This window comes from Ralstonia sp. 22111 (assembly GCF_052045895.1).
Classification (GTDB): domain Bacteria; phylum Pseudomonadota; class Gammaproteobacteria; order Burkholderiales; family Burkholderiaceae; genus Ralstonia; species Ralstonia wenshanensis.
This window is the reverse complement of record NZ_JBQEPR010000001.1, coordinates 1,288,211-1,308,899: the sequence shown is the minus strand read 5'-3', so window position 1 is coordinate 1,308,899 and position 20,689 is coordinate 1,288,211. Positions and strand designations below refer to the sequence as shown.

Below are 20,689 nucleotides of genomic sequence, written 5' to 3'. Positions count from 1 at the left end.
CCGCGCAAGCTCGGACCCACGCGACAAGATGGGGCATTGTCGCCGATCAATGCAGCTGACGGTAGATTTCTTCGGCCAGGGTCCGCGAGATGCCTTCCACCGTGGCAAGTTCATCGACGCTCGCCGCCATCACGCCACGCAGGCCACCAAAGCGCGCCAGCAAACGCTGCCGACGCTTTGCGCCAATGCCTTCGATCTCTTCCAGCCGTGACGTGTTGCGCGCCTTGGCCCGCTTGGCGCGCATGCCGGTGATGGCAAAGCGGTGCGCTTCATCGCGAATCTGCGCGACGAGCATCAGCGCGGCACTGCCCTGCCCCAGCTCCAGTGACGGACGGCCATCGGCAAAGATGAGCGTTTCCAGGCCGACCTTGCGTCCCTCGCCCTTGGCCACGCCGACGAGCAATCCAATATCCAGCCCCAGCTCTTCAAAGACCTGTCGCGCGACTTCCACCTGCCCCTTGCCGCCGTCGATCAGCACGATGCTCGGCATGTTGGGGGCGTCCTCGCCAGCTTGCTCGACGATCTTCTGGTAGCGGCGCGTGAGAACTTGCCGCATGGCCGCGTAGTCGTCACCGGGGGTGATGTCCTGGATGTTGTAGCGGCGGTATTCGCTGTTTTGCATGGCGTGGCTGTGAAAGACCACGCACGAGGCCTGCGTGGCTTCGCCAGCGGTGTGGCTGATGTCGAAGCACTCGACCCGCAGCGCAGCAAGGTCTTCGAGATCAATGCCGATGGTCTCGGCCAGCGCGAGCGTGCGGGCCTGCTGGCTGCCTTGCTCGGAAAGCCGGCGCATCAGCGACAGCTCAGCGCCCTTCTCCGCCATCTCGAGCCATGCGCGGCGCCCGCCCTGCGGCTGGCGCACAACCGAAACGCGGCGCCCGGCCTGCTCGGCCAACGCGTCGATCAGCTCGGTTGCGTGAATCTGATGACTGACCACCAGAACCGGCGGCACAAACTGATCGAGATAGTGCTGCGCAACGAAGGCTTCGAGGATGTCGCTGGCCATGCGTTCGGCATCGCGCGGCGCTTCTGCCGCCGGCTCGCCGTCGGCTTCCACATCCACGCCGACAATCGCGGCACCCTCTTCCACGTGCGTTGGAAAGTAAGCCTTGTCACCCAGGTGGCGCCCGCCGCGCACCATCGCGAGGTTCACGCAGGCGTGGCCGCCCTTGATGGCAACGGCCAGGATGTCGATGTCGCTGGCGTGGCCGACTTCTTCCACAGACTGCTGCTTGAGCACCGTCGACAACGCGCCGATCTGGTCGCGCACGATGGCGGCCTGCTCGAACGCCAGCGACTCGGCGTAGCGCTGCATCTTGTCCTGCAGCGTCTGCATGACCTCGTCCTGACGGCCTTGCAGGAAGCCGGCCGCATTGGCGACGTCACGCGCGTAATCCTCTGCGCTGATCGCCTGCACGCACGGGCCGCTGCAGCGATGGATCTGATGCAGCAGGCACGGCCGCGTGCGGTTGTTGAAGACCGTGTCTTCGCACGTGCGGAGCTGGAACACCTTCTGCAGGATCTGCATGCTCTCGCGCACGGCATGCGCACTCGGGAATGGCCCGAAGTACTGGTGCCTGCGATCGGTCGCGCCGCGGTAATACGCCATGCGCGGATATGCGTGATGCGTGAGCTTCAGATACGGATACGACTTGTCGTCGCGAAACAGGATGTTGTAGCGCGGCGCCAGCGCCTTGATGAGGTTGTTCTCGAGCAGCAGCGCTTCAGCCTCGCTGCGCACCACGGTGGTGTCGATGCGCGCGATCTTCGCCACCATCATCGCGATGCGCGGTGAAAGCAGCGTTTTGTTGAAGTAGCTCGACACCCGCTTCTTGAGGTCGCGTGCCTTGCCCACATAGAGCACGTTGCCCTGCGCATCAAAGTAGCGATACACGCCCGGCAGGCTCGGCAGGCGCGCGATGTGCGCTTTCGCGTCGAATTCGGGCACAGTTGCGGGCGCGCTGGGCTCAACGCTCTCGGGCGTCTCAGGGGGCTGGGGTTGCGTGGGGTCGGACGACATGGCGTTCGCGGGATCAGAGGCCGTCAGTGTAGAACAAGCCGCCGACTACAATGTCGGCCCATCTTCTTCGTTGCCCGGCTGGCCTTCCTGCATGCGCACCATCACATCCTGGGATCTCTTCTGCCGCGTCGTCGACAACTACGGCGACATTGGCGTCTGCTGGCGCCTGGCCCGCCAGCTTGTACAGGAGCACGGCCATACGGTCCGCCTGTGGGTGGACGATCTCCGTTCGTTCGAAAAGATCTGCCCTGCTGTCGACGCAAAAACCGAGGCACAGCGCGTTTCAGGCGTGGATATTCGCCAATGGATGGACGATGCGCAGGTCGCCAATCTCCTCGCCGCCGATGCGCACCCCGCGTTGCACGACGTGGTGATTGGCGCGTTCGCATGCGCTGTCCCGGAGCCAGTGCTGACGTTCATGGCCGAGCGGGCATCCCAAGGCATGGCACCGGTTTGGATCAACCTGGAATACCTGAGCGCCGAGAACTGGGTGGCCGAGCATCACGCGATGCAGTCGCCACATCTGCGACTGCCGCTCGTCAAACACTTCTTCTTCCCCGGTTTTGCGCGCAACACCGGCGGCGTACTGCGAGAATCGCATCTTGGCGCCCAACGCAAGACGTTCGAGGCAAGCCCCGCCGCCCACCAGGCGTTGTGGCACCGCCTCGGCGTCGACGACGTGATGCGCGACAACCCTGACGCCCTGCGAGTGAGCCTGTTCGCCTATGCCAACCCGGCGCTGCCAACGCTGGTCGCTCAATGGGAAGCATCGCCCCAACCGGTGATCTGCTTGGTCCCGGAGGGCTTGGCCGCCCAGCAGATCGCCGAGCTACTGGGTGACGCCGGTGGCGCCAAGACAGGCGCCCGATGGACGCGCGGCAACCTGAGCGTAGCCGTCGTGCCATTCGTGCCGCAGGAGCATTACGACCCGCTGCTCTGGGCTTGCGACATCAACTTCGTGCGCGGGGAAGACTCGTTCGTACGGGCTCAATGGGCGCTGAAGCCCTTTGTCTGGCACATCTACCCGCAAAGCGACGACGTGCACCTCACGAAGCTGGACGCATTTCTGGCCCGCTATACCCCCGCCCTGACAGAGGCCGATGCCAAAGCGCTGATCGCCTTCTGGCACGCCTGGAATGGTGCGCCGGCGTCACTCAACTGGGCGGACTTTGCTGCCACCGCGGAGCACCTGCGCGCACGAGCCGTCACGTGGGAGCAAAGCTTGATGCAACTAGGCGATCTCGCCGCGAATTTGGTGGCATTTTGCGAAAAACAGGTAAAATAGCGGGCTGATCTGTATGCGACCCCCGGCTCTGACCTGGTTCGCGCGGCCCGGAGGGTATCGCGCGGTGCTTCGTTGCTTGGCGCGCATCGAACCCTCTTACTCTCAGGAAATTTGAAATGGCTTTGAAAATCGCGCAAGAACTCCGCGCTGGCAACGTGTTCATGATCGGCAACGACGCGATGGTCGTGCTCAAGACCGAGTACAGCCGTTCGGGCCGTTCGGGCGCCGTCGTCAAGATGAAGTACAAGAACCTGCTGACGGGCGCAGGCGGCGAGTCGGTGTTCAACGCCGACGACAAGATGGACCAAGTCATCCTGGAGAAGAAGGAAGCCGAGTACTCCTACTTCGACGGCACGATGTACGTGTTCATGGACCCGGTCACGTACGAACAGTACAACGTTGAGCCCGCCGCCATGGGCAGCGCACTGAACTACCTGCAAGACGGCATGAAGGTCGAAGTGACGTTCTACAACGAGAACGCCATCTCGGTGGAACTGCCGACCACGGTTGTCCGCGAAATCGTCTACACCGAACCCGCCGTCAAGGGCGACACGTCGTCGGGCAAGGTTCTGAAGGCGGCTCGCATCAACGACAACGAAGAATTCACGATCATGGTCCCGCTGTTCTGCAACATCGGCGAGAAGATCGAAATCGACACGCGTACCGACGAGTACCGTAGCCGCGCCAAGTAAGCTGGCGTCGCAGCAAGAAGAAAGGCTCCCTCGGGAGCCTTTTCTTTTGCGATCAATCTTCTTGGCGTTTCGACGCTACTTGATGAGTTTCGCCTCGCGCAACGTACGCAGCGCCTGCCTGTAAGCCGATTGCTGTTGTAGCTTCGTCCAGTCCTTCACGGCACGACCGCCAAACAGCCGACGCACGCGCCGCTGCGACGCCTTGCCCATCGGCACATCCAACTCGCCGAGCAGTTGATCGGCCTTTTCCGAGGCATTGCAGATCAGCACCATGTCGCAGCCGGCCGTGAGCGCCGCTCGCGCGCCGTCGACGACCGTGCCGGCTACGCTCGCGCCTTCCATGCTCAGGTCATCGCTGAAGATCACGCCGTCGAAGTTGAAATGCGCGCGCAGCATGTCCTGCAGCCAAAAGCGAGAGAAGCCCGCCGGATTCGGATCAACGGCCGAGTAAATCACGTGCGCCGGCATCACCGACTGCAGACCGATTCCCATCCACCCGTACGGCTGCGCGTCGTCAGCGACGATGGCCTCCAGCGGACGCTCGTCCACCGGTACAGCGATGTGCGAATCCGCCTGGACGTAGCCGTGGCCGGGGAAATGCTTGCCGCAGTTCGACATGCCGGCCAAGCGCAGGCCCAGCGTCAAGTGGTTGGCCAGCATGGTTACCACGCGCGGGTCGCGATGGAACGCGCGATCGCCGATCACACTGCTGCTGCCATAGTCGAGATCGAGCACGGGCGTGAAGCTCAGGTCGATATCGCACGCGCGCAGTTCGGCGGCCAGCACGTAGCCGCAAGCCGTGGCAGCGCGCGTGGCGGCCAGCACGTCGGTGTCCCAGAGCTTGCCCAGCGCGCCCATGGCGGGCAGGTGCGTAAAGCCGTCGGTCTTGGCGCGCTGCACGCGTCCGCCTTCGTGGTCGATGCAAATGAGCACGTCGCTCCGAATCGCGCGAATGGCCTGCGTCAGCGCGGTCAATTGCGCGCGCGATTCGAAGTTGCGCGCGAACAGGATCACGCCACCCGTCAACGGATGGGCAATGCGGCGAACATCGTCGGGGCCAAGTTCAAGGCCGGCAACATCCAGAACGATCGGGCCGGGGTGCTTCTGCTTCTTGGTTTGAGTCATGCGGAGGATTTGGTTTGCAACTCGGCGACGGCGAAGGCGACCGCGTAGTCGCGTTCGTCCGTCACACTGATCTGGATATGAAGGCCGTGCTGCGCAATCCAGTCGGCCAGTTCACCGCTGTAGCGCACCACCGGTTGGCCGGATGGCAAATTGAGCGTCTGCACCGCACGCCACGTCATGGGCCAGCGCATGCCCAGGCCGATGGCCTTTGACACGGCTTCCTTGGCGGCGAAGCGTGTGGCAAGAAACGCGAGCCCGCGGCGCTCCGAGCGCGCCTTGCGGGCATGGTAGACGCGCAGCTCATCGGGCCCCAGCACCTTTTCGGCGAAGCGGCCGTGGGTCCGCTGCATCACGCCTTCGACGCGTTCGATCTGGATGATGTCGGTGCCGATGCCGTAAATCGCACCGGACGCCGCGGCGGCGGCGCGTTCGTTCATACGGGCACGCCGGGGTGAGCGGCCGCCGGCGTCGTGGACGACAGCCGGGCCGCAACCATGATCGCCTTCATCTCACGCACTGCGTTCTGCCAGCCGGCAAACACCGCATGCGCAACGACGGCGTGGCCGATGTTGAGTTCGTGAATGCCAGCAAGGGCCGCAATCGGCTGCACGTTCGTGTAGTGGAGGCCGTGGCCGGCGTTCACGCGCACGCCCCAGCGGATGCCCTCTTCCACCGCCGTTTCGATGCGGACGAGTTCCGCCCGCAACTCGGCATCGTCCGTCGCTTCGGCATAGCGGCCCGTGTGCAGTTCGATGACGGGCGCACCGGCAGCGGCTGCAGCCTCGATCTGTGCGGCATCCGGATCGATGAACAGCGACACGCGGATGCCTGCATCGGCCAGTTGCTTGCAGGCAGCCTGCACCTTGGCAAAACCGCCCACCACATCCAGACCGCCCTCGGTGGTGACTTCCTGACGGCGCTCGGGCACGAGGCAGACATCCTGTGGGCCGATGTCGCACGCGATGTCGAGCATCTCCTGCGTGACGGCGCACTCCAGGTTCATGCGCGTGCGCAGCTGCGGCCGCAGCGCGCGCACATCGGCATCCTTGATGTGGCGGCGATCTTCGCGCAGGTGCAGCGTGATGAGATCAGCGCCGGCTTCTTCAGCCAGCAGCGCCGCGGCGATCGGGTCCGGGTAAGTGGTGCCGCGCGCGTTGCGCAGCGTGGCGACGTGGTCGATGTTGATGCCCAGGTCGATGATTCCCGGCGAGGCATGAAAGATCATAGTTTCTGCAAGTCGATCAGGATCTGGCGCGTCGAAAGCGGCGTGCCATGCAAATGATAATGCAGCAGGAAACGCATCAGGCTGCGGCTTTGCTGCGCGGTCGCTGGACGTGAGGCGTAATCGTCGCGCTCCATGTCGATCAGCGTCTGGCCCCGCAAAACAGGCCAGGACGATGGATCGCTCGGCAGTGTCCGCCGAATGCCGCGCTCCGGGTGATAGACATATTCGGCGTCTGCCTGCACGGGCTCACCGTCGATGCAGCGATCGAGCTGCGCGGCAAAACCGGTCTCCCTCAATAGCACACGTTCGAACGCGCGCAGCGTGAAGGCAGCAGGTTCACCATGGGCCAGCTTATTGAGCGTTTCGACGTAATGTGCGAACAGTACCGGGTGCCCGTCTTCGCGGGCGACGAACTTGACGAGCAGCTCGTTCAGATAGAAACCGGATAGCAGCCCCTCCCCGCCCAGCGGCAGCATGCCGCCCACCCACTCGGCACGGGTCAGCGTGCGCACATCACCGCGCCCGCTCCAGGAAAGCGACAGCGGCTGAAACGTCTGCAACACCGCACGCAGGGCCGAATGCGGTCGCTTGGCCCCCTTGGCGACCAGGGCCATGCGCCCATAGTCCGGCGTGAAGACATCGATGATGAGGCTGGTTTCCCGATACGGGTAACTGTGCAGCACGAAGGCCGGCTGCGCAGCAACGCGTGTTTCGGAACGCCCGGCAGGAAAGCTTTTGCGCGGCGCGGCGCCGGCTACGCTTTCCTCGGCGAGCCATTCCGCGGCTTCGTCCGGAATCGGATCGGATCGTCCCGCCATCGAGCGTGTGTAGAGTGGCCCGGTTAGGCGGTTACTCGTAGCCGTAGGCGCGCAGGCCGGCTTCGTTGTCGGCCCAACCGCTCTTGACCTTGATCCAGACCTCGAGATACACCTTGCCGTCGAACAGTTTTTCCATGTCCATGCGGGCTTCGGTGGAGATCTGCTTGAGCTTGGCGCCCTTCGCGCCAATGATCATCGCCTTGTGCGCGTCGCGATCGACGAGGATGGTCACGAATACGCGGCGCAGGCGGCCTTCGGTCTCGAATTTGTCGACGATAACCGTGCTGGAATACGGCAGTTCGTCGCCAGTCCAGCGGAACACCTTCTCGCGAACGATTTCTGCGGCCAGGAAGCGCTCGCTCCGATCGGTCAGCGCCTCCGGGTCGTACATGGGTTCGCCTTCCGGCAGGTACGAGCGCACGATGCCGAGCAAGCGGTCGATGTCGTCACGGTTCTTGGCCGACATCGGCACGATTTCGGCAAACGGAAACACCTGTGCCATGTCCTGCAGGAACACGGCGACCATCTCGGCGCGCGTGTAAGCGTCGAGCCGGTCGACCTTGTTGACGATCAGGATCACGGGCGTCTCGCGCGGCAGCAGCGAGAGCACCTTCTCGTCGTCCGGGCCATAGCGCCCCGCTTCAACCACGAACAACACGGCATCCACCGACGTGAGCGTGGAGGTGACCGCGCGGTTCAGCGAACGGTTCAGCGCCGTGGCGTGACGCGTCTGGAAGCCCGGCGTATCGACGAAGACGAACTGCGCGTCATCCGTCGTCTGAATGCCGGTGATGCGGTGGCGCGTCGTCTGCGCCTTGCGCGACGTGATGCTGACTTTCTGGCCCACCAGGGCATTCATCAGCGTGGATTTGCCCACGTTCGGCCGCCCAACAATGGCGACCATGCCGCAGCGGAACCCCTCCGGCACACCAGATTCTGGCTGCGGAGGCTGCAAGGGGGTGTCGCTCATTTACCTGATTATTCCTTCAACCTGAGAGACAACTGCGGATCGGGCGGCGTAGCCTGCTTGCGCGTCTTGCCGGTGCGCTCGGCGCGACTGCGCTTGACGAGCTGCGGCACCAGGCGATGCGCTTCATCCAGGGCCAGCTTGGCCGCCGATTGTTCGGCCGCGCGCCGCGATGCCCCGCTGCCGGAGACGCGAATCTCCAGCTTCGGGATCGAGCACTCGACCTCGAATTGCTGATTATGCGCCGCGCCGTGGGTGGCAACCACCGTGTACAAGGGCAACGCAATCTTGTGACCTTGGAGGTACTCCTGCAACAGCGTCTTGGCATCCTTGCCCAGCGTGCGCGGGTCAACTTGTTCAAGGATCGGGATGTAGAGCTTGCGGATCAGCGTGCGGGCAGCATCGAAGCCGCCGTCGAGGAACACCGCCCCGAAAATCGCTTCGAGCGCATCAGCCAGGATGGAAGGCCGGCGGAAACCACCGCTTTTCAATTCACCTTCGCCCAAACGCAGGGCATCGGGCAACTGCAACATCTGTGCAATCTCATACAGCGCCTGTTGCTTGACCAGATTGGCCCGCACGCGCGAGAGATCGCCCTCGTCCAGCTTGCCGAACATGCCGTAGAGCATGTCGGCGACGGCGCAATTCAGGATTGAATCGCCAAGAAATTCCAGGCGCTCGTTATGCATCGCACTGTGGCTGCGATGGGTGAGCGCCTGCTGCAGCAACTCTGGTTTGCTGAAGCGGTAGCCAAGACGTTGCTGTAGTGCATCCAGACTCATGTCAACGCTGGGTCCCCGAATAGGTGATCACCAGACCGATGGGGCCATATAACGGGATCTCGCGCTTGTACGAGAAACGCACCGCCTGGATGGAGCCGCCCCCGTCCAGCACTTCCAGATCTTCACCCTTGATCGACGTGATGTCGTCAATCGCGGCTTGCTTGTCAAAGGCATTGGCCACTTCCTCGCGCGTGCTTGCACGCTCACGCGCCTGCTTCACAGCGCGCGTGATGGCCTGGTATTCCATCAGGCTTGGGACGGATCGAATGGCCGGCAACACAAACGTGATCAGCACAATGATGCCGATCAGGATGCCGAACATCGTAATCCCGCGCGACGGGCGTTTCAGACCGGCCTGACGAATTCGCATTGCATTTCCCCCGTTTTGCAATCGCCGAGTTTTCATAAGAGATTTTTGCGTCACTTATGGGATCAATGAAAAGCACCGATCCGCTTCAGGTCACCCAGGTTCATCCAGATGAAGAACGCTTTCCCGACGATGTTCTTGTCCGGCACGAAACCCCAATAGCGGGAGTCCGCGCTGTTGTCGCGATTATCGCCCATCATGAAATAGTGACCTGCAGGTACCTTGCAGGTGAAACCGGTCTGATTGTAAGTGCAGTTTTCGCGGAAGGGAAAATCGTCCGGCCCGGAAACATAAGCTGGGCGGTCGGCGTCATTCAGGATGTTGTGGGTCACGTTGCCCAGCGTCTCCTGATACTGCTTGGAGTACGTCAAGCGCTCGCCGTCGAGGTAATCGGATTGCGGTGCGTAGGTGGCCGGCTGGCCGTTCACGGTCAGGCGCTTATTGTCGTACTTGACCACGTCGCCGGGCACGCCGATCACGCGCTTGATGTAGTCCATCGACTCGTCTTTCGGATAACGAAAGACCATCACGTCGCCGCGTTGCGGTTGATTCAACTCGACGATCTTCTTGTTCACGATGGGCAAACGAATGCCATACGTGTACTTGTTGACGAGGATGAAATCACCGATCTGCAGCGTGGGAATCATCGAACCCGACGGAATCTTGAATGGCTCGATCACGAACGAGCGCAGCAGGAACACTGCGGCAATCACCGGGAAGAAACTGGCGGTGTACTCCAGCCACCAGGGCTGGCGCAACTTGTCTTCAGCCAGTTGCAAACGCGCGGCACCGATGTCGCCACCGCCGCCGTACTGCGCTTGCACCTGCGCACGCGCATCAAATTCAGCCAGTGCCGCGGCCGCAGCCGCCTGACGCTGGCGCTGAAACACAAGCTTGTCAGCCACCCACGCAATACCGGTGAGGACGACGAGAACAAACAGAATCAGGGCGAAGTTCATGGATGAGAGATCGTCCGAGCGATGTCTGGATTATTTTTCTTCGACGCGCAGGATGGCCAGGAAGGCCTCTTGCGGAATTTCAACGGTACCAACCTGCTTCATGCGCTTCTTGCCCTCTTTCTGCTTTTCGAGGAGCTTCTTCTTGCGCGAGATATCACCGCCGTAGCACTTGGCCAGCACATTCTTGCGCAGTGCCTTGACGTTTTCGCGGGCGATCACGTTGGCGCCAATGGCTGCCTGGATGGCCACGTCGTACATCTGGCGCGGAATGATCTCGCGCATCTTGGCGGCCACTTCACGGCCACGATATGTGGCGTTCGAACGGTGGACGATGATGGACAGCGCATCGACCTTGTCGCCGTTGATCAGGATGTCGACCTTGACCACGTCCGACACGCGGTATTCCTTGAACTCGTAATCCATCGACGCATAACCGCGCGAAACGGATTTCAGCCGATCGAAGAAGTCCAGCACGATCTCGCCCATCGGGATCTCATACGTGAGCTGGACTTGGCGACCGTGGTAGCTCATGTTGATCTGCGAGCCGCGCTTCTGCTCGCACAGCGTAATCACGGCACCCACGTAATCCTGCGGCATGTACAGATTGACCGTGACGATCGGCTCGAGAATCGCCTCGATCTTGCTCGGGTCCGCGGGCATCTTGGCGGGGTTTTCCACCTGCACCATCGTGCCGTCGCGCAGTTGCACCTGATAGACCACCGTGGGCGCGGTGGTGATCAGATCCATGTCGAACTCGCGCTCCAGGCGCTCCTGCACGATCTCCATGTGCAACAGGCCAAGGAAGCCGCAGCGGAAGCCGAAACCCAGTGCCTGCGACACTTCCGGCTCGTACTGCAGCGACGCGTCGTTGAGCTTGAGCTTTTCCAGCGATTCGCGCAGCGCTTCGTACTGGTTGGCTTCCACTGGATACAGGCCGGCAAACACCTGCGGCTTGACTTCCTTGAAGCCCGGCAGCGGCGCCTCGGCCTTGCGCGGTGCAACGTGGGTAATGGTGTCACCCACCTTGGCAGCCTTCAGTTCCTTGATGCCCGCGATGACAAAGCCTACCTGCCCGGCAGACAAGGATTCGCGCGGCACCGACTTCGGCGAGAACACGCCCACCTGCTCCACCAAGTGCTGCGCACCGGTTGCCATCAGCAGGACTTTGTCTTTGGCGCGCAGCGTGCCGTTCACCACACGCACCAGCATCACCACGCCGACATAGTTGTCGAACCACGAGTCGATGATCAGCGCTTGCAGCGGCGCGGCCGGGTCACCCTTGGGCGCCGGCACCTTGGCAATCAGCGCTTCCAGCACGTCGGCCACGCCTACGCCGGTCTTGGCGGAGCAGCGCGTAGCGTCGGTCGCGTCGATGCCGATGACGTCTTCAATTTCCTGGATCGCGTTGTCCGGATCGGCCGCAGGCAGGTCGATTTTGTTGAGCACTGGCACAACTTCCACGCCCAGCTCGATGGCGGTGTAACAGTTGGCGACGGTTTGCGCTTCCACACCTTGGGAAGCATCGACCACCAGCAAAGCACCTTCGCATGCGGACAGCGAGCGGCTGACTTCGTAGCTGAAGTCAACATGCCCCGGGGTGTCGATCAGGTTGAGGTTATAGACCTTGCCGTCGCGTGCCTTGTAGGACAGCGCTGCGGTCTGGGCCTTGATGGTGATGCCGCGCTCCTTCTCGATGTCCATCGAGTCCAGCACCTGGGCTTCCATCTCGCGGTCGGAGAGCCCGCCACACAACTGGATGATGCGATCGGCCAGCGTCGATTTGCCGTGGTCGATGTGGGCGATGATCGAGAAATTGCGGATATTGTCCATCGAATGCGTCGAAAAGCGCCCGTCCCGGGCGCGTCTGCCGGGAGCGCGAGCGGTTCCGGCATGGCCGACGCGCGTTGGCTGCGCCGGCGGGAGATATTGGGTTCCAAGCCGAGGTTGCGGCACAAAAAATCGTGCAATGCAAAAATCGGCGCTAACAGGCGATTTTACCGGATTTCAGAGGGCTTCCCGCGCCTCTTTTTGCGGCAGCGGCGTGGCGTCAGTTGGGCGCCGTCTGTGCTGCAAGCCACGCCTGCACGGCAGGCACGTCGAGAAAGTAGTGACACAGCTCACGCGCGTCTTCGGGCGGTGTCTCTGGGGCACCCGTCATCAGCACGGGGACCAACTCGTCAAACCGCGCTTCCAGCGCTGGATCGCTGTCGACGTCCACCTCGTGCAGCACAAAAGAAAAACCGCGCCGGAGCAGCTCCAGCGCGTTCTTCATGTCGTCGCACAAATGGCAATACGTGCGCCCGTAGAGCGTCAACTCAATCACTGGCCGCTACCTGAACGGGCCGCACTCGGGCGCAGCGTCACCACCTGGGTCGCATCGCCACGGCGTACAAACACCGCAATCATGCGGTTTTTGTCGAGCTTGGCGACCACCTCGTTGAACTGCTTGGCGCTAGACACATCGGTATCACCGACGCGCAGAATCAGGTCACCCGGTCGAATGCCGACACGCGCCGCCGGCCCTTCAGAGACCTGCACTTCAACGCCGCTCTTCGTCTTGAACTCGCGACGCGCGCCGTCAGACAAGTCGGCCACCACCAGTCCCAGCGCATTCGGCTTCCCCGGGCCCTGCTGGCTGTTATCAGGCTGCGCGCCCTTGGTGCGCTGCGCCACCTTGGTATCGGCCTGCAACTCGGCGACCGTCACAGTCAGATCACGCGTCGCGCCCTTGCGCCAGACCTGCACCGTAGCGCGCGTGCCCGGCTTGGTCTCGCCGACTTGGCGCTGCAAGTCTCCGGCCTTCTCGACATCGCGGCCGTTGTACTTCAAGACGATGTCACCGGCCTCGATACCGGCCTTGTCCGCCGGACCGCCCGATTCGACATTGCCGACATAGGCGCCGCGCGCACGGCCCAGACCCAGCGACTCAGCCGCATCCTTCGGCACGTTGTCGATTGCCACACCGATGCGGCCACGTGTCACGCGCCCTGTCGCCTTCAACTGCTCAGCCACACGCATCGCTTCGTCGATCGGAATCGAGAACGAGATGCCCATGTAGCCGCCGCTTTGGCTATAAATCTGGTTGTTGATGCCGATCACCTCGCCTCGCAGGTTGATCAGCGGGCCGCCCGAATTACCTGGGTTGACGGCTACGTCAGATTGGATGAACGGCAGGTAATCGCCCGTATCGCGCCCCTTGGCGGACACAATGCCAGCTGTCACCGTATTGTCCAGACCGAACGGCGAACCGATCGCGAGCACCCACTCGCCCACGCGAACCTTGTCGGAATCACCGAGCTTCAGGCTCGGCAGACCGCCCGCTTCAACCTTGACGAGCGCCACGTCGGTACGCTTGTCCAGGCCGATCAGCCTGGCCTTGTACTCGCGCTTGTCGATCAGCGTGACATAGATGGTTTCCGCACCTTCCACTACATGCGCGTTGGTCAGGATGTAGCCATCGCCCGAGATGATGAAGCCAGACCCAACACCACGGCTTTGCTCTTCTTCCTGTTGCGGCGGCGCGTTGCGGCGCTTCTGGCCCTGCCCAGGCATGCCCGGCATCGGTACCCCGAAGAAGCGGCGGAAAAATTCGGCCATGTCGTCATCGTTCGGACCACCCTGCTGCATACGGACCTTCTCGGTTGTCCGAATGTTGACGACAGCGGGGCTCACCTTCTCGACCAGATCGGCAAAATCGGGGAGGCCATACGTGCCCGTAGCCACGCTACCCGTGGCGTTCTGTGCGTGGGCCGGCGCCAGTGCGCTCCCAACCGCCACAGCAGCGGCAACGCACAAAAGACGCAAGGCGTGAACGGATCGAGCGGTACGCATGAAAGCTCCCCGGAACAAGAACAGATAGAGAAATGGCATTGCGCGATCACGTCGCGCATCCAAGACAGACGCCGGCTCTGTGGCTACTGCGGCGAGCTTGCCGGCTTGTTGGTCGCGTTGGCAGACACCGGCTTGTAGTCGACTGCTGCGCCAAACTGCTTGATGGTAGCAAATGGGACTTCGCCCACGACCGTCAGCCAGAAATCGGCAACACGTCGCACCATCACATGGGTAGCGCCCTGCGAGATAAAGCCTTCGCGGCGCGTACGCTTTTCAGAGACCGGCTCGATAAAGAGCGACAGGCCTGCCAACCCGTCACTAAACACGACCTGCTGGACTTCGAAACCGGAGCCGTGCTTGCCAGCCGGTGCAATATCGCCCAGCGGACGACGCACCTCACGGATCTTCTGAAAACCCTTGACGGGGTTGCCAATCGTCCAACCTTGCTCGGCCAGGTTGGTCGGCTGGGTCACGATCTCATATTGATTCCAGCCGCTCAGGTTCTTGAGCGCATTGACGATCTTCTGCTTTTCCGACGGCACACCCAACTCAACTTGCGAGAAGGCAACCTGTTCAAGCACCTTGCCGTCTTCACCAATGGTCTGAGCGCGCATCAATAAACCACTGTTGCGCTCCGCCCAGATTCGGTAGGCATAACGGTAGCCGTCCTTCGGATCGAGCTGGAAGACTTCGCAATCCATGCCTGCGACACGCTCTGCCGGCAGGTGGCGCATGTCGTATTGATCAAGCACATCGCCATTGGTGGTGGCGAGCAACGCGGGAAAGCTGTCCTTGTGTTCCTGCTTCTCGGTCACAACGAGTTTGACGTCGTAAATCAGATTCCGGACGACGTCATTGTGGCGCAGCATTTCTCGCTGCTTACCGTCCAGCGCTTCGACGCGCTCGTACTCGTTGTTGAAAAGATCAGCGTAATGCTGGATGCGGGTGGAATGCATGCCGTTGCCGCGCTGATACGTCAGCGTGCCGACATAGTTCTGCTTGAGCGCTGCGCGATGGATTTTTGCTAGCCAGGAGGCGGCCTCCTTGCGCGGCATGGGATCGGGCTGCGGCTGCGCAGCTGTCGCCAGCGCCGAAACACACAGAAGAAGAAAAATCGACCGACGAACGGCCTGAAGCTTGCGGGCGCCTGCCCCGGCAACGGGGTGCCACACCTTCGACATGGATGCCCGCATTATTCCTGATTGGAGTCCTGGGTGTTCGCCACCCCATTGGCCACTGCACGCAGATACGGAACCACCATACCGTTGGTCGCTGATTGCCGGTGGGCGCTCAGGTACTCATCCAGACGGGCGTCGCGAATCATCGGCGTATTGTCAGTTGCCGCAACGGTCAGTGCCTGTGCACCAGCAGCTTGCGTCGCTTTGGCGACCAAAGCGGGAGAGCCGTCTGCGCCATCAGCAGGACCGCGCAATTGCGGCACGACGACCCAGCTAACGGCCGCCACCGCCGCTGCCACGGCGGTCGTAGGCATGATCCGGCGGACCCAAGCAGGGCTGACCAGGAAGCGTTGCCTCTCTTGAGTTTTGGCGCGCTGCGCCACCGCCGGCACCAGCAGATGCGGTTCCGCGTCGAGCTTGGCACGGAACCGGCTGAGGAAATCTTCAGAGGAACGCGTGTTCAGCAGATCTTCCGACCGGAGCACATCGCCGATCAGTTGATATTCGCGCCAATGCCCCGCGCCCTCGCCATCCTTGGCAAGTTCCACGGCAGCCGACGCCTCGTGCGCTGCGACTTCACCGTCCATCAAGGCAGAGATGCGTTGTGCGAACTCCGCTTCTGCCGTTTGCAATTGAGCCTGACCCATTTCCCGACCCCAAAAACTCCAACGTCCAATCAACGATCCGAGAGAAGACTTCCCGAGGTTTCACCGTTCGCAGCCGCATGCGGCCGCCGGCTTGTCATATCGGCTGGCTACCACCGTTTGCCCTCCACTGTTCCCAGCAGGGGGCGCAATTTCTCGGCAATCGCCTCGCGCGCCCGGAAGATGCGGGACCGGACCGTGCCGATCGGGCACTCCATCGCTTCAGCGATTTCCTCATAGCTCAGACCCTCGATCTCCCGGAGTGTTATTGCGGTCCGCAATTCCTCGGGCAGCGCTTCCATTGCACGGTTGACCGTTTCGGCCACCTGCTTGGTGTGCAGCATGGAGTCTGGCGTATTGATATCCCTTAGTAGCTCACCGTCGGCAAAAGTTTCAGCCTCTTCGGTGTCGATGTCGCTGGACGATTCCGGGCGCCGTCCCTGAGTCGCCAGGTAGTTCTTGGCCGTATTGACGGCGATGCGATACAGCCACGTATAGAACGCGGATTCCCCCCGAAATTGGGGCAACGCACGGTATGCCTTGATAAAGGCATCCTGTGCCACATCCTCGACTTCGGCCGGGTCACGGATCAGGCGCGAGACGAGCCGAATGATCTTCCGGTGGTACTTGACCACCAGCAGCTCAAACGCTCGCTTGTCGCCTTGCTGGACGCGCTCGACGAGGATCTGGTCGGCTTCGCGTTCGCTCACGGATTCTTCACCTGCAGTGTATCGCCTTGAGTTTTTGTGACTTGGAAACGTTGTATTTTACCTACGACACACCGGACACCTGGGAGGCCACCCGCGGAGGCCCCAGGCGCAACAGACTTCGCATACGACGTAGCGTCCTGGCGGAAAACCACGGCGGCATCAGCACAAAAATCTGCGGACACCACCCCCGACGCGCGACACCAAGGACCAAGATGCGCTCTCCGAGCGGCCACGACCATAACAGAGGCGCATTTTGGATCGCTACTGCCGCTTTCAATCGGACTTGCCATACAGCTTGGCCGGGCTCTCCGTCTTGTTTGAGACGAGCGCGCCACATCAGTTCCATCGCAAGCGGCGAACGGTTCACCATCAAAGGAAGGCAAGCTGCCATCGCCAACCCGCTGATGACGCCCCATGTAATCCAAGGCAATGCCGCGCCCCACGTTTTGATCGCCCAGCAAACAACCGAGCAGACAACGGCTGCCATGCCAAATCGAGTGATCGCGCACAATCGCCGATACGACGCTGGAAAGACAATGTGCTGGACAACCAAGGCAAAAACGAAGCGGCACGCGCCGTAAGGCTACGTGCCGCTCTGCCTTATGGGCGCTTGAACACCAGCGTACCGTTCGTCCCGCCGAAGCCGAAGTTGTTCTTCACGGCCACGTCGATCTTCATGTCACGCGCGGTGTTGGCGCAGTAATCGAGATCGCACTCGGGATCCTGGTTGAAGATGTTGATGGTCGGCGGCGACACCTGATTGTGCAGCGCCAGAACCGTGAACACCGACTCCAGACCACCCGCCCCACCCAGCAAGTGGCCGGTCATGGATTTGGTGGAATTCACGACAACCTTGCTTGCATGATCACCGAATGCCGCCTTGATTGCTTCGGACTCGTTCTTATCGCCCAGTGGCGTGGACGTGCCGTGCGCATTCAGATAATGGACCTGATCCGCATTCATGCCTGCATCGCGCAGTGCATTAAGCATGCAACGACGTGGGCCGTCCATGTTCGGCGCCGTCATGTGGAACGCGTCCCCGCTCATGCCGAAGCCTGCGACTTCCGCGTAGATCGTGGCGCCACGTGCCTTGGCCGATTCGTACTCTTCCAGCACCATCACACCCGCACCCTCGCCCAGGACGAAGCCATCACGGTCCTTGTCCCAGGGGCGCGACGCAGTAGCCGGATCCTCATTGCGCGTGGACAGCGCACGGGCTGCGGCAAAGCCGCCGATGCCGAGCGGCGACACGGTCGATTCGGCACCGCCGGCGACCATCGCGTCAGCATCGCCGGCCTGGATCAGGCGCGCGGCCAGGCCAATGCTGTGCAGACCCGTCGTGCAAGCGGTGACGGCTGCCAGGTTCGGGCCCTTCAAGCCGAACATGATGCTCAGATGGCCAGAGATCATGTTGATGATCGAACCCGGCACAAAGAACGGCGAAATCCGGCGCGGGCCACGATCAACGTAGGTCTGGTGCGTTTCTTCGATCATCGGCAAACCGCCGATACCCGAACCCACCAGCACACCGATGCGCTCCGCATTGGCTTCAGTCACTTCCAGCCCGCTGTCCTTCAGCGCTTGCACGCCGGCAGCGATGCCGTAATGGATGAAGGTATCCATGTTGCGGGCTTCCTTGGCCGGGATGTAATCCTCAGCGTTGAAGCCCTTCACCTCACCCGCGAAATGCACGGCCAGGTTCGACGGATCGAATTTGGTGACGGTGGCGATCCCGGACTTGCCGGCGACCAGATTGGCCCACCCCTCGGCGACCGAGTTCCCTACCGGAGAGACCAGCCCCAGGCCGGTTACCACTACGCGACGACGGCTCACTATGCTTTCCTGCAACTCTGTATCAGCGACAAAGGCCACAGAAAACGCGCCACCCGGTCAAACCGGACAACCGCCCTTTCTGTGGCCCGCGATGTCAAGAGATCGATTGACGCTTACGCCTTGACGTGGGCGGTCGCGTAATCGATGGCTTGCTGCACCGTGGTGATCTTCTCGGCTTCTTCGTCCGGGATTTCCATACCGAACTCGTCTTCCAGAGCCATCACCAGCTCAACCGTATCGAGCGAATCCGCGCCCAGATCGTTCACGAACGACGATTCGTTCTTGATGTCTGCTTCGGCCACGCCGAGTTGCTCTGCAACGATCTTCTTAACGCGTGCGTCGATGTTGTCCATTTAACCCTCCAGGGAAGTATTCGACAAAAAGTGCGCGCATTCTAGCAGGTTTGCGCGGCGAAAAACCGCGCCGGAATCCATGCAAAAAATGCGCCCAACATGATGCTAAAAGCCAGTTAAATCAGCGATCGCGCGGGATTTTGTACATACGCAAAGCCCGCACACCCGCCGCCGGGACGGCTTCCTTATCCCATGTACATGCCGCCATTGACGTGCAGCGTCGAGCCCGTAATGTAGCCCGCCGCCGGTGACGCCAGGAAGGCAACCGCGCTGGCGATGTCCTCGGGCGCGCCGAGGCGGCCCAGCGGAATCTGCGCCTTCAGTGCGGTATGTTGCTCTTCCGACAGGACCTTCGTCATGTCGGTATCGATAAAGCCCGGAGCGATGCAGTTTACCGTGATGTTCCGGCTACCGATCTCACGCGCCAGCGCTCGAGCCATACCTTCCACGCCAGCCTTGGCCGCTGCGTAGTTCGCCTGCCCCGGGTTGCCGGCGGAGCCGACGACCGAAGTGATGTTGATGATGCGGCCACCGCGCGCCTTCATCATCGGGCGCAACACGGCGCGCGACAGTCGGAACACAGCCGAGAGGTTCGTGTCGATGACCGACACCCACTCTTCGTCCTTCATACGCATCGCAAGGTTGTCCTGCGTGATGCCGGCATTGTTGACGAGGATGTTCAGGCCACCATGCGTTTTGATGGTTTCGTCGATGACCGCCTCGCAGCGCGCCGCATCATTCACGTTGAGCACCACACCCGAACCCTTCACTCCAGCTTCGGCAAAGTACGCGGTGATGGCTTGCGCGCCGGCTTCCGACGTGGCCGTACCGACCACCGTCGCACCTTGGCGCGCCAGTTCCAGCGCAATGGCGCGGCCGATGCCGCGCGAAGCACCGGTGACGAGAGCAACCTGATTGTTCAATGCTTGGGTCATACGAATCCCGTTGATTATTTGAGTTGGCCCAGCACGGCTTCCAGCGACGCCTGATCGAAGATTGCGTCGCCGACAATCTCGCCATCGATACGTTTGACCAGACCGGCCAGCACTTTGCCAGGCCCGCACTCGACCACGCGGGAAATGCCGTCGGCCTTCATCTTCTGGACCGTCTCAACCCAGCGTACCGGCGATGCTGCCTGGCGCACCAGCGCATCTTTGATGGCGGCCGGGTCGCTCACCACAGCCACATCCACGTTATTGATGACGGGGATCACCGGGGCACTGACCGTCACGCTGGCGAGATACTCGCGCAGACGATCCGACGCCGGCTTGAGCAGCGACGAGTGGAACGGCGCCGACACCGGCAGCGGCAGCGCCCGCTTGGCGCCCTTGGCCTTGGCGATTTCACAAGCCTTCTCGACGGCCGCCTTGGCACCGGCGATCACCACCTGGGCAGGCGCGTTGAAGTTCACGGCTTCGACCACACCCGCGACGGAAGCTTCGGCGCATGCTGCGCGCACGTCATCGTCCGACAGACCGAGAATCGCAGCCATGCCGCCCTCGCCCACTGGCACGGCTTCCTGCATCGCCTTGGCGCGAAAACGCACCAGCGGTACAGCGTCTTTGAACGCGATGGCGCCAGCGGCGACCAGCGCCGAATACTCGCCAAGGCTATGGCCGGCCACGACGGTCGGCGTTGGGCCGCCGGCAGCCTGCCATGCACGATAGACGGCAACCGCTGCCGTCAGCATGACGGGCTGCGTGTTGGTCGTCAGGTTCAGTTCCTCAGCGGGGCCTTCGGCGATCAGTTTGCCGATGTCCTGGCCCAGCGCGTCGGACGCCTCGGCCAGCGTGGCCGCCACGGCGGGATGATCGGCAAACGCATTGAGCATGCCGACCGATTGCGAACCCTGGCCGGGGAAGACGAAAGCGAATGTCATGGCTCGTATTGTTCGTTCTGG

At 62.0% G+C, this 20,689-nt stretch carries 21 protein-coding genes; 2 read left to right on the top strand and 19 right to left on the bottom strand.

The genetic code is table 11. The features are described from left to right. Window positions 1-46 precede the first annotated feature (46 nt). Window positions 47-2,020, bottom strand: coding sequence for an excinuclease ABC subunit UvrC (gene uvrC / locus ACTJK4_RS06150; protein WP_440816760.1), 1,974 nt, complete (start codon window positions 2,018-2,020; stop codon window positions 47-49). A 91-nt stretch (window positions 2,021-2,111) separates the two neighbouring features. Here uvrC and earP point away from each other — a divergent pair, with 91 nt between their 5' ends. Together earP and efp are read left to right on the top strand one after the other, a co-directional pair. Continuing rightward, window positions 2,112-3,305 carry an elongation factor P maturation arginine rhamnosyltransferase EarP gene (earP, locus tag ACTJK4_RS06145; protein ID WP_414560413.1) on the top strand — a complete coding sequence of 398 codons (1,194 nt, stop codon included), beginning with the start codon at window positions 2,112-2,114 and terminating at the stop codon, window positions 3,303-3,305. A gap of 122 nt (window positions 3,306-3,427) precedes the next feature. Beyond that, the gene (efp, locus tag ACTJK4_RS06140) at window positions 3,428-3,997 is read left to right on the top strand and encodes an elongation factor P (RefSeq protein ID WP_024542043.1); all 570 of its coding nucleotides are present in this window, start codon (window positions 3,428-3,430) and stop codon (window positions 3,995-3,997) included. A gap of 75 nt (window positions 3,998-4,072) precedes the next feature. Here efp and nagZ read toward each other — a convergent pair whose 3' ends face one another. The 18 genes from nagZ to fabD form a co-directional block, all read right to left on the bottom strand. Further along, complete coding sequence (gene nagZ, locus ACTJK4_RS06135; protein ID WP_440816757.1) at window positions 4,073-5,122, bottom strand: beta-N-acetylhexosaminidase; 1,050 nt, start codon at window positions 5,120-5,122, stop codon at window positions 4,073-4,075. After that, window positions 5,119-5,559, bottom strand: coding sequence for a holo-ACP synthase (gene acpS, locus ACTJK4_RS06130; RefSeq protein WP_316868719.1), 441 nt, complete (start codon window positions 5,557-5,559; stop codon window positions 5,119-5,121). Before acpS ends, nagZ begins: the two co-directional genes overlap by 4 nt. Continuing rightward, window positions 5,556-6,347, bottom strand: coding sequence for a pyridoxine 5'-phosphate synthase (gene pdxJ / locus ACTJK4_RS06125; RefSeq protein ID WP_232042410.1), 792 nt, complete (start codon window positions 6,345-6,347; stop codon window positions 5,556-5,558). The genes acpS and pdxJ overlap by 4 nt, the downstream gene beginning before the upstream one ends. After that, window positions 6,344-7,165, bottom strand: a complete 822-nt coding sequence (gene recO / locus ACTJK4_RS06120) for a DNA repair protein RecO (RefSeq protein ID WP_316868718.1) — start codon at window positions 7,163-7,165, stop codon at window positions 6,344-6,346. Before recO ends, pdxJ begins: the two co-directional genes overlap by 4 nt. Window positions 7,166-7,196: 31 nt before the next feature. Next, complete coding sequence (gene era / locus ACTJK4_RS06115) at window positions 7,197-8,135, bottom strand: GTPase Era (protein ID WP_440816753.1); 939 nt, start codon at window positions 8,133-8,135, stop codon at window positions 7,197-7,199. An 8-nt stretch (window positions 8,136-8,143) separates the two neighbouring features. Further along, window positions 8,144-8,914, bottom strand: coding sequence for a ribonuclease III (rnc, locus tag ACTJK4_RS06110; protein ID WP_004635630.1), 771 nt, complete (start codon window positions 8,912-8,914; stop codon window positions 8,144-8,146). A 1-nt stretch (window position 8,915) separates the two neighbouring features. Beyond that, on the bottom strand, window positions 8,916-9,284 hold the full coding sequence (locus tag ACTJK4_RS06105) for a DUF4845 domain-containing protein (RefSeq protein ID WP_092971570.1): 369 nt from the start codon (window positions 9,282-9,284) through the stop codon (window positions 8,916-8,918). Window positions 9,285-9,346: 62 nt separating this feature from the next. Beyond that, entirely contained in the window at window positions 9,347-10,240 is an 894-nt protein-coding gene (lepB, locus tag ACTJK4_RS06100; RefSeq protein WP_027677750.1) for a signal peptidase I, read from the bottom strand. A gap of 30 nt (window positions 10,241-10,270) precedes the next feature. Beyond that, complete coding sequence (gene lepA, locus ACTJK4_RS06095; protein ID WP_232042407.1) at window positions 10,271-12,070, bottom strand: translation elongation factor 4; 1,800 nt, start codon at window positions 12,068-12,070, stop codon at window positions 10,271-10,273. Between the two features lie 217 nt (window positions 12,071-12,287). Beyond that, window positions 12,288-12,563 (bottom strand): glutaredoxin family protein, encoded by a 276-nt coding sequence (locus ACTJK4_RS06090; protein WP_440816747.1) that lies wholly within the window; start codon window positions 12,561-12,563, stop codon window positions 12,288-12,290. Next, entirely contained in the window at window positions 12,560-14,071 is a 1,512-nt protein-coding gene (locus ACTJK4_RS06085; RefSeq protein ID WP_316868713.1) for a DegQ family serine endoprotease, read from the bottom strand. The genes ACTJK4_RS06090 and ACTJK4_RS06085 overlap by 4 nt, the downstream gene beginning before the upstream one ends. Before the next feature lie 83 nt (window positions 14,072-14,154). Then, window positions 14,155-15,252, bottom strand: a complete 1,098-nt coding sequence (locus ACTJK4_RS06080) for a MucB/RseB C-terminal domain-containing protein (RefSeq protein ID WP_260804244.1) — start codon at window positions 15,250-15,252, stop codon at window positions 14,155-14,157. A gap of 11 nt (window positions 15,253-15,263) precedes the next feature. Continuing rightward, window positions 15,264-15,896: a sigma-E factor negative regulatory protein gene (locus ACTJK4_RS06075; RefSeq protein WP_440816744.1), complete on the bottom strand. Its 633-nt coding sequence runs from the start codon at window positions 15,894-15,896 to the stop codon at window positions 15,264-15,266. A 107-nt stretch (window positions 15,897-16,003) separates the two neighbouring features. Then, on the bottom strand, window positions 16,004-16,603 hold the full coding sequence (gene rpoE, locus ACTJK4_RS06070; RefSeq protein WP_004635646.1) for an RNA polymerase sigma factor RpoE: 600 nt from the start codon (window positions 16,601-16,603) through the stop codon (window positions 16,004-16,006). A 600-nt stretch (window positions 16,604-17,203) separates the two neighbouring features. Beyond that, a complete protein-coding gene (gene fabF, locus ACTJK4_RS06065) occupies window positions 17,204-18,436 on the bottom strand; it encodes a beta-ketoacyl-ACP synthase II (RefSeq protein WP_232042402.1) in 1,233 nt (410 codons plus the stop codon). Between the two features lie 113 nt (window positions 18,437-18,549). Then, complete coding sequence (gene acpP / locus ACTJK4_RS06060) at window positions 18,550-18,789, bottom strand: acyl carrier protein (protein WP_004635650.1); 240 nt, start codon at window positions 18,787-18,789, stop codon at window positions 18,550-18,552. 185 nt (window positions 18,790-18,974) lie between these two features. Continuing rightward, on the bottom strand, window positions 18,975-19,724 hold the full coding sequence (fabG, locus tag ACTJK4_RS06055) for a 3-oxoacyl-ACP reductase FabG (RefSeq protein WP_045204394.1): 750 nt from the start codon (window positions 19,722-19,724) through the stop codon (window positions 18,975-18,977). Between the two features lie 14 nt (window positions 19,725-19,738). Next, window positions 19,739-20,668 carry an ACP S-malonyltransferase gene (fabD, locus tag ACTJK4_RS06050; RefSeq protein ID WP_232042401.1) on the bottom strand — a complete coding sequence of 310 codons (930 nt, stop codon included), beginning with the start codon at window positions 20,666-20,668 and terminating at the stop codon, window positions 19,739-19,741. Between the last annotated feature and the right edge of the window lie 21 nt (window positions 20,669-20,689).

What these genes read in the sequence shown, in the direction of transcription:
- rnc (WP_004635630.1), bottom strand. Translation starts at nt 8,914, where the DNA reads ATGAGTCTGGATGCACTACAGCAACGTCTTGGCTACCGCTTCAGCAAA.
- acpP (WP_004635650.1), bottom strand. Translation starts at nt 18,789, where the DNA reads ATGGACAACATCGACGCACGCGTTAAGAAGATCGTTGCAGAGCAACTC.
- fabD (WP_232042401.1), bottom strand. Translation starts at nt 20,668, where the DNA reads ATGACATTCGCTTTCGTCTTCCCCGGCCAGGGTTCGCAATCGGTCGGC.
- nagZ (WP_440816757.1), bottom strand. Translation starts at nt 5,122, where the DNA reads ATGACTCAAACCAAGAAGCAGAAGCACCCCGGCCCGATCGTTCTGGAT.
- acpS (WP_316868719.1), bottom strand. Translation starts at nt 5,559, where the DNA reads ATGAACGAACGCGCCGCCGCCGCGGCGTCCGGTGCGATTTACGGCATC.
- fabG (WP_045204394.1), bottom strand. Translation starts at nt 19,724, where the DNA reads ATGACCCAAGCATTGAACAATCAGGTTGCTCTCGTCACCGGTGCTTCG.
- pdxJ (WP_232042410.1), bottom strand. Translation starts at nt 6,347, where the DNA reads ATGATCTTTCATGCCTCGCCGGGAATCATCGACCTGGGCATCAACATC.
- ACTJK4_RS06080 (WP_260804244.1), bottom strand. Translation starts at nt 15,252, where the DNA reads ATGTCGAAGGTGTGGCACCCCGTTGCCGGGGCAGGCGCCCGCAAGCTT.
- era (WP_440816753.1), bottom strand. Translation starts at nt 8,135, where the DNA reads ATGAGCGACACCCCCTTGCAGCCTCCGCAGCCAGAATCTGGTGTGCCG.
- lepA (WP_232042407.1), bottom strand. Translation starts at nt 12,070, where the DNA reads ATGGACAATATCCGCAATTTCTCGATCATCGCCCACATCGACCACGGC.
- ACTJK4_RS06075 (WP_440816744.1), bottom strand. Translation starts at nt 15,896, where the DNA reads ATGGGTCAGGCTCAATTGCAAACGGCAGAAGCGGAGTTCGCACAACGC.
- ACTJK4_RS06105 (WP_092971570.1), bottom strand. Translation starts at nt 9,284, where the DNA reads ATGCGAATTCGTCAGGCCGGTCTGAAACGCCCGTCGCGCGGGATTACG.
- lepB (WP_027677750.1), bottom strand. Translation starts at nt 10,240, where the DNA reads ATGAACTTCGCCCTGATTCTGTTTGTTCTCGTCGTCCTCACCGGTATT.
- recO (WP_316868718.1), bottom strand. Translation starts at nt 7,165, where the DNA reads ATGGCGGGACGATCCGATCCGATTCCGGACGAAGCCGCGGAATGGCTC.
- uvrC (WP_440816760.1), bottom strand. Translation starts at nt 2,020, where the DNA reads ATGTCGTCCGACCCCACGCAACCCCAGCCCCCTGAGACGCCCGAGAGC.
- ACTJK4_RS06085 (WP_316868713.1), bottom strand. Translation starts at nt 14,071, where the DNA reads ATGCGTACCGCTCGATCCGTTCACGCCTTGCGTCTTTTGTGCGTTGCC.
- earP (WP_414560413.1), top strand. Translation starts at nt 2,112, where the DNA reads ATGCGCACCATCACATCCTGGGATCTCTTCTGCCGCGTCGTCGACAAC.